The sequence below is a fragment of the Pueribacillus sp. YX66 genome, assembly GCF_041725775.1.
Lineage (GTDB): Bacteria > Bacillota > Bacilli > Bacillales > UBA6769 > Pueribacillus.
In genome coordinates this window covers 1-7659 of sequence record NZ_JBEUEL010000057.1, presented here as the reverse complement: position 1 = coordinate 7659, position 7659 = coordinate 1, and the positions used below count along the sequence as shown (strand labels likewise).

Annotated in this window: 8 protein-coding genes and 1 pseudogene; 4 read left to right on the top strand and 5 right to left on the bottom strand. The window is 37.3% G+C overall.

Annotated features, from left to right (window positions below; all coding sequences use genetic code 11):
* Positions 1 to 380 precede the first annotated feature (380 nt).
* Complete coding sequence (locus ABU914_RS15050) at positions 381 to 542, bottom strand: IS3 family transposase (RefSeq protein WP_379670512.1); 162 nt, start codon at positions 540 to 542, stop codon at positions 381 to 383.
* A gap of 230 nt (positions 543 to 772) precedes the next feature.
* On the opposite strand from ABU914_RS15050, the gene ABU914_RS15045 reads away from it, so the two are divergent.
* Together ABU914_RS15045 and ABU914_RS15040 are read left to right on the top strand one after the other, a co-directional pair.
* The gene (locus ABU914_RS15045; RefSeq protein ID WP_379670511.1) at positions 773 to 1168 is read left to right on the top strand and encodes a hypothetical protein; all 396 of its coding nucleotides are present in this window, start codon (positions 773 to 775) and stop codon (positions 1166 to 1168) included.
* Positions 1169 to 1369: 201 nt separating this feature from the next.
* Positions 1370 to 1475: pseudogene (locus ABU914_RS15040) on the top strand (RNA-guided endonuclease InsQ/TnpB family protein); the annotation flags it as partial.
* A gap of 126 nt (positions 1476 to 1601) precedes the next feature.
* Here ABU914_RS15040 and ABU914_RS15035 read toward each other — a convergent pair.
* Together ABU914_RS15035 and ABU914_RS15030 are read right to left on the bottom strand one after the other, a co-directional pair.
* A complete protein-coding gene (locus ABU914_RS15035) occupies positions 1602 to 1796 on the bottom strand; it encodes a M23 family metallopeptidase (protein ID WP_379670513.1) in 195 nt (64 codons plus the stop codon).
* A complete protein-coding gene (locus tag ABU914_RS15030; protein ID WP_379670510.1) occupies positions 1790 to 1966 on the bottom strand; it encodes a hypothetical protein in 177 nt (58 codons plus the stop codon). Before ABU914_RS15030 ends, ABU914_RS15035 begins: the two co-directional genes overlap by 7 nt.
* A 261-nt stretch (positions 1967 to 2227) precedes the next feature.
* On the opposite strand from ABU914_RS15030, the gene ABU914_RS15025 reads away from it, so the two are divergent.
* The gene (locus ABU914_RS15025; protein WP_379670509.1) at positions 2228 to 2749 is read left to right on the top strand and encodes a hypothetical protein; all 522 of its coding nucleotides are present in this window, start codon (positions 2228 to 2230) and stop codon (positions 2747 to 2749) included.
* A gap of 399 nt (positions 2750 to 3148) precedes the next feature.
* Positions 3149 to 5290, top strand: a complete 2142-nt coding sequence (locus tag ABU914_RS15020) for an LPXTG cell wall anchor domain-containing protein (RefSeq protein ID WP_379670508.1) — start codon at positions 3149 to 3151, stop codon at positions 5288 to 5290.
* A 1071-nt stretch (positions 5291 to 6361) separates the two neighbouring features.
* Here ABU914_RS15020 and ABU914_RS15015 read toward each other — a convergent pair.
* Together ABU914_RS15015 and ABU914_RS15010 are read right to left on the bottom strand one after the other, a co-directional pair.
* Entirely contained in the window at positions 6362 to 7222 is an 861-nt protein-coding gene (locus tag ABU914_RS15015) for a S1C family serine protease (protein ID WP_379670507.1), read from the bottom strand.
* A 217-nt stretch (positions 7223 to 7439) separates the two neighbouring features.
* Positions 7440 to 7659 (bottom strand): hypothetical protein (locus tag ABU914_RS15010; RefSeq protein ID WP_379670506.1); only part of this gene is annotated, 220 nt, incomplete at its 5' end.

The following is a 7659-nucleotide window of genomic DNA, read 5'->3' as shown; positions in this document are numbered from 1 at the left end:
GACGGATTTTTCAATTAAATTTTGTATTTCTTTTGTTTCCAATGTAAAATGTAGGTGGGTCATATGATCTGCCTCCTGGTAAAGTTTTCTGGTTAAAAACATTGTACCGTAAAGGCAATCATATGGCCCTTTTCTTTTACACAATTATATGGACTTTATCAAATATGATGCGGTCACTGTTATGATGTCCGCAACTTTCAATAAAAATGGACTGAAATGATATTTCAATGAAGCCACTAAAACTTAATATAGAACCTCTGCGGGCAAGATTTCTAAGTCATGGAGCTAGCCAAAACATAGGTGGCTTGCCAAAAAAGGCTAACATGCCCGCCTCTCCATGTAAAGCCGTGCAGTGATGGATGAATGTATATTCAAATTTGTCACAATGCAATAGTGTATAAATCTTCGACTTCCTGTGGTGTTTTATAATCAATGTTGCTCTGGATTCTTTTGCGGTTGTACCAACTTTCAATATAATGAAATATCGCTAAATTAGCAGATTGAAAATCAAGATAACGAACATGGTTTACTTCTTCTTTCAAAGACTGATAGTATGTACTTCTTGGCTCATCAAGTACATTACACATCGTTTGGATTGGATAATGCTCTTTTTGGTGAATATGGCTATAGCTTTTTTTAAGGTTCCGAGCTCCTGTTTTAAACGTAGGTTTTCCTTTTAGATTTCAGTTACTTCTTTTGGGGTGAGGGCATTTTTATCAAATGGTTCAACTGGAATACGGTCTTTAATCTATCTATCGAAAATGTGTATCAAATGTCGGCACTAGTTTCTCCAGGTAGTAGTGGTGGTCCGCTAATTGCAAAAAATGCCGAAAAAGTAATTGCGATTCATTCAGCTGCGAGTCTTGAAGGTCATTCGATTGGCTTTAGCATCCCGATTTATATAGTTGCGGAGTTGATCGACTTTTGGATTGCAAACCCGATGTCGGAAGAAGAGATTTTGGAACAATTTTATAATGCGAATGGTGGATTCTTCTTTGATGATTTGTGGAATTATGGGGATGGCTATATTGATGGTGGCGAATATGCAAACGACGATTGGTATTATGATTATTCGGAATATGATGATGATTGGCTTTGGGATGACGGTGGGGACGATCTCTCGGATTATAATGATGATTATGACAATTGGAATTTCGATGACTTGTAGAGTGAATTAATGATAATTCATGAGTAGGAGACCCTTCTCGATGTCTTTTTTCTTTACGATAGAAAGTTAAACAAACGTTTGATTACATATTAATTTCTGTTAGTTGTAGATTAGGACATGTCATTTTATGATTAGATTAGTGATGTTTATAGGATGCAAGACTGTTTAACTTAATTTCCGAAGGAAGTCTCCCATCCTCAAGGAATAGAAAAAGAAATGCCGTTGTCAGAACGTGTGTATAAGTGTTCTTGCGGTTCACAATTCAGCAATCAATATCAAAAATGAAGGATGCTCGCTTATTAGCATAAAGAACATAACTTTTGGAACAAGAGGGTTTCCTGTCGTTAGATGGGATGACCCGAGAAGCCCCCTCTTCAAGCGACCCGTAAGGGTAGTAAGTGGTGGGAGCAGTTCACCCCTCATCTTTTAGCAGTTACTCGAAAAAACTCAAAAGATTGTACGGACTACTACTATTCCTCACTTCAAAATGAAAATGATCATTTGTACTACTTCCTGTTGAACCGATCCTGCCGATCACTTGTCCAACATTTATGCTTTCGCCATGAGTTACCGTTATCGATGAAAGATGTGCGTATCTAGTTTCAACTCCTCTTCCATGATCTAAAATAACGAAACAGCCGTTCCCTCTTTCACTGTAACAGCTAGTATACGATATATACAGGTGCGATATCTATCCCCGCGTGAAATTTTTTTCTTTTGTAATTGGGTGTATCCGATCACATAATGGTAATGATATGTTTCTAGTATGTGCAGCGGGTCAGATAAACCATTTTGCATTTGGCTCTCCTATCACGGGCCGTTGCTAACTTTCTTCTGAAAAGTTTTATATGTATAACTCGCTACCTGAACAAAATCCTTATCATTCGTACTTCCAAAATATATGTACTTTAACGTTTTTCTAAGCTAAAAAAGACAATACGCAACCAATTTAGTTAATAAAGGAAATGGGTAAGTGATACTTAAATAATGGGAATTTTTGTCGATAAATTTAGTAAAGGATCTTCAGCTTTTACATCGCTAGCCAGGAGTGATTTGTTTGTGACTATGAAGACATCATTGTTTGAAAAGAGTGATAGTGCAACCATGCGGGTGAAGTATATATGTGTCACAGATGAAGCTGTATATGAGATTCCGTTTTATCAAATTAAAGGTGGAAAGTTCCCGAGGCGTGAGTTGGCTAGTCAAACGGTCATCATGATGGAGATGACGTATGAAACAAAGAATCGAAGACCTTTTACCATCATTCGCATCGTGTTTGAACGTGTTACGTTTGATAAGCATGGCATTTATGATGCTCGTGCTGTATCAGATTCAGAAGAATTTGCAGTGAAGCGAGCGTATACTCTGTCACAATTAGATGAAATAACGGATCCGTTGCCTATTCCGATTGCTCCTGTCATTCCAACTGAAATAGAAATTAATGCGATTAAAGCGTACCTGAATCGAAAATATCCGGCATTACTTAAAAATGCTCCTTCAGCTATTGAAGAATGGATTGCTGTAAGTAAAGAAAAGCATGTTGCTGAAATTAAACAGATGAAAGTGTCGCATCGGAAATAATCTGTTGGTCTGTAATTTGGGGAATAGGGTTAATGCTTCTCGTACACTACTATTGTCCCGATAGAGTTCACTGTAAATTTTTGTGTGAGAAGGTGAAGATAAGTTTTCCTCTTTAATCGCAAACCCTTGTCTTTATAAACCTCCATTTCAAGCGATCCGTAAGGGTGGTAAGTGGTGGGAGCAGTTCACAAGGAAGAGTATATTTATCAATTATGTGAAATCAGGTGAAGTTCTACACCTGATTTTTTTATAAGTGGACGATATGAATGAAAGCATTATTTATGAAAATCTATTTTTGTCAACATTAATGACAGATTATTTAAAATCATTTGACCATTATAATATAATAATGTAATCTTATCGAGAGTGAAGTTTTCAATAAAAAGGAGGGGGATACTAGTGAAAGAATTTAAAAGAACATTTTTTGTAAGCGCTTTCTTTTTGATAATGATTTCATTTATTGGACTTTCTGTACAAGCTGCGGAAGGTGACTTGATTAAAGAGTCGATTCAATTTGACGGGATGGAACGTACATATGAATATTATTTACCAAGCAATTACGATGGTTCAAAACCTACTGAACTCTTATTCTCATTTCATGGTTTGGGGAGTGATGCTGAAGGACAGCGAAGTTTAACTAACTTTGTAAATATTGCGGAAAAAGAAGGATTTATTGCTGTTTTTCCAAATGCGACAACTTTAGAAGCGGGAGAAGACTCATCTATAACGTTGCCAAGTTTGCCAGGTGCAGAAACTCAATGGAACGATGGAAGAGTCGATTCTTATCAAAATGAACAAGGCATTGATGACGTCGGTTTTGTGTCAGAATTAATCGATATTTTTATAAATAATTATAATATTGACGAAAATCGCATTTATGCGACTGGTATGTCAAACGGTGCGATGTTTTCACAGCGTCTTGCAATAGAATTGTCGGATCGCTTAGCAGCTGTTGCAAGTGTTACAGGTGGTTTACCAAGCGAGGAGTTCGGATTAAAAATACCGAAGCGCCCGATCCCTGTTATTATGATCATGGGTGAGAATGATCCAATTATACCGTATCATACAGCCGTTCCAGGAACTGTCATGTATTGGAAGCATCATAACGGGACAGATGATATCGCGGTGAGAGAAACGTTGCCAAAAGTAGATGAAAATGATCCGACGGTTATTCATAAAGAAATATATGGTAACGGTAAAATTGGTTCCGAGCTTATTCTGTATCGAGTTGAAGGTGGTGGTCATACGTGGCCGGGCGGACCCCAGTATGCACCTGCTGAAATAATTGGACTTTCAAGTACACAAATGAATGCAAGTGAAGTTATTTGGGAGCACTTTAAAAATTATTCATTAAAAGTGGAAGAACCTTCGACAGGACTTAAAAAAGTGGAGTTAGAAGTTGATGGACTCAAGCGTACTTTCGATTATTATGTACCAAGTTCATATCAAGAAAATAAATCAGTACCTCTTTTGCTGTCATTTCATGGTGCAGGCAGTTCTGGAGCAGGTCAAATGTATTTAAGTAGATTTGATGAAGTTGCAGAAAGAGAAGGGTTTATTGCAGTATTCCCAGACAGTTCAATCATGAAAGATGGTGAGGTTCTTAGCCCGGAGGATGATTCAAGCTTTGACCCTGATTCTAGCATTGATAAAAGCTGGAAGATTATTCACGACAGAGTTGATGATGTTGCATTTACAGATGCTATTCTTAATTATTTAGAAGACAATTATAATATTGATACAAACCGAGTGTATGCAACTGGAATGTCTAGTGGAGCATTATTTTCCAGTCATCTAGCTGTCATGTTGCCTGATCGTATTGCGGGCATAGGTCTTGTAACAGGACAAATGACGACAGACACAGCTTCCATAACGGCAGAGAGACCAAAAACCGTCGTTATGGTTATGGGGGAAGATGACCCGATTTATAAAGCAAGACCAGCCATTTTTCTTTCGAACGAAGAGACAATTAAATATTGGTTGAATACAAATAGGATTACAACTGAGCCACAAGTATCTTATCTTCCACAAATAGCAGAAAATGATCCGACAAAAATCCGCCGAACTGTCTATCGTGGTGGAAAAGATAATACTGAAGTTATTTACTATTTAGTTGAAGGTGGTGGTCATACGTGGCCAGGCGGACCGCAATATTTGCCACCTGAAAGGATTGGACTTACTAGTCAGCATATGAATGCGAGTGAAGTTATCTGGGGACATTTAAAAGAACGTTCATTGGATGAGGTTACAGATCCGATTGTCGATGACGATGACGATGATGGTGACACTGGTCAAGTCGATGATAAAGATAATGGTAAAGGCGATGAAAAGGATAAAAGTGAAGATGATGAAAAAGGTGAAGATGAAGACGAAGGAAAACGTGTCAATGAAGGGAAAGTAAAATTTGAAAGCAAGGAAAGCGATGGAAAAAACTTACCGAAAACTGCAACGAACATGTACACGTTCGTGTTTATTGGAGCGTTGCTGACCATCATGGCTGTAGCTATCGTCATCTTCAGAAGAAAACGTGCAATCGAATAATAGAGGCTTACATGATCAGGTGAGACGAGATTTTCTCACCTGATTTCTTTTGGATGGTAGGTAGATGAAAGGACAGAGAGTTCACATTGCTGCATTAAACATTCATAAAAGTGGTTACCGCTAAATCGTTACTGAATGGTCTTATTTTGATTTTTGGCTGTCAAACGCTCGATTTCATCTGCACAAATTTCTGCTCTGCTACAATTTGTGCACCTGCACTGTTTAGGTGGATCTCATCTAGTGTAAGATGAAGCCAATGTTTTCTTGATCGCTTATCAATTTTTGCAGGCTTCTTATAAAAGAGAACATCGGTCATCACTCTATTTACTTTTGTACTGATATAATATCTGAAGTAGTTACTTTTGCAAGATGTCTTAAAAAACAGACTGGATATCTAAAAAACTGACATTTTCATGTTTACGTTTAATAGATTGGATAAGTACATCCAATTCTTTGATTTCATAATTAGGAGCATGATCTGGATGTTCACCAACGATAGCGGGAGTAACGGTTACGACTTTTTTGATGAATCAAGAACTATCGCTTCACCTTTTCGTAATTAGTTTTTAAACTCATTATGATCTTTCGCTACTGGCTGTGCTTGAATACTCAACAATTTTGAATAAACATCATTCACGCCGATCCAAAGAACAATATGTACCTTTGTTTATATTAGACGAGTGTATAAACTTGCCTAGTTTTCCGAGGTTAACGAACGTCATGTTCGGAAACTTATCTTTGAGTATGTGAAAGAAAGAAACCCCAGGACGACCTTTATTTAAACTGTCATTAATGCGATTTTTATTTCGATTTCCTCTTCATTCTTCTTTCCTTACATATTTACCTGAGATGCTAAAAAGATTGTAATGGCTCGTTTAAAGAGAGGTTTAAGCGAACGTACCTGTTATGTGTCCGTTACACCTAGCCATGTTCCAATCAGGAAAGCTCACTCCACTATATTTCTTGAAACATGGAACGATTGGCACTTGTAGGAATAATTGCCAACTTATGTACCTAAACTCGAAGCAGAATTTGAGGCGAGTTCTTGCCCTCCTTTTAACAGATGAAAGATTAAGGCGAAAAATGAACAAAAATATGAGAGCGTAGATGCTCGAGTCTCGTTTCATTCAAGTTCAAGTGATCATTTTGATATTGATGATACACATCTATCGGTACAAATAGCCCTACTTTTCCATGTTTATCATGTTTGAGTGTTGCAAAAATGACACCGATGACTTGTCCGTCTTCATTTAGCACTGGACTTCCGCTATTGCCTCGATAAACCGGTGCTTTTATCATGATGACCTCTTCATCCCAAGAACGTAATTTTATTTTGTCTAAAATCGTTCCTTCGTTTACAATTCCTTGAAAACGTAACGGATTTCCGATAAATGTTACATGATCGTTTGATTCAAGCGCCCATTCATTTGCGAGCGTAAGGTGCGGAAGGGGTTTTTTATTTTCGTTTGTTTTTAATATTGCTAGGTCTATCGTTGGATACGTATGCACGACCTCAGCGGAAAAAGGACCTTCGTCGGGAAAAGCGATCGTCACTCTGTCACTACTATTTTCAATGACGTGATAGTTCGTGATGATCGTGCCATCAGGAGAGATGGAAAAGCCTGTCCCGCGTGAATCGTCTGCTGCGATGACGACGACTGCTTTTTTATACGTTTGAACGTCTGCTTGTTTTGACAATTTCGTAGATGTGATGAGAAATTTGACGGCTGGCAAGGAAAATTTTTCAGGTAAGAAGGCGAGTGCATTTAAGACCATACTTATGGCAATGATCCAGTAGATCCATTTTGGAAACGGCCTTCGTGGTTTTTGCTCTTTTATTTTTTCTTCTTGGAGTGCTTCTTGTTGCGCTTGTAAAACAAGCTCTTGCAATTCTTCATCGGTTAGTTCTTTATTTTTGTTTTCGTTATCCACTTCGTTTCCAACTCCCCAACGTTGCTTTCTTTTTATCATAACGTGTTTACACATAATTGAAAAATAATTGTTCAAAATTAACAAAATCTTCTATACATATTATCGGGTAAGAGTTAAATTTAAATGTGAACATATATTCTTTAGATGTAAGGAAGAATTTTTTTGCCTGCTCATAATCGGTTATTTAAACAATGATTTGGAACGTTTTTCGAAGAGTTTATGTTACTTTTTTTCCAGAAGTTAGTGAAGCAATTGATTTTTCAGAAGTGACTTTTTTAATGAAAGAGATTCTAGTTACTAATAAGAATAAGGCAATTAATACATGAAGATGTGATTGTCTTTTTTGTTTTATAAAATCGAGATGACGTAAAATATTTTGTGTAAAGGTCTTTTCAATAAAAAATAGGTAGGGTATCCTCGGAATTGTCGGATTCCAT

Excerpts from the sequence above, each read along its gene's own strand:
- ABU914_RS15030 (WP_379670510.1), bottom strand. The coding sequence starts at position 1,966 with ATGCAAAATGGTTTATCTGACCCGCTGCACATACTAGAAACATATCAT.
- ABU914_RS15045 (WP_379670511.1), top strand. The coding sequence starts at position 773 with ATGTCGGCACTAGTTTCTCCAGGTAGTAGTGGTGGTCCGCTAATTGCA.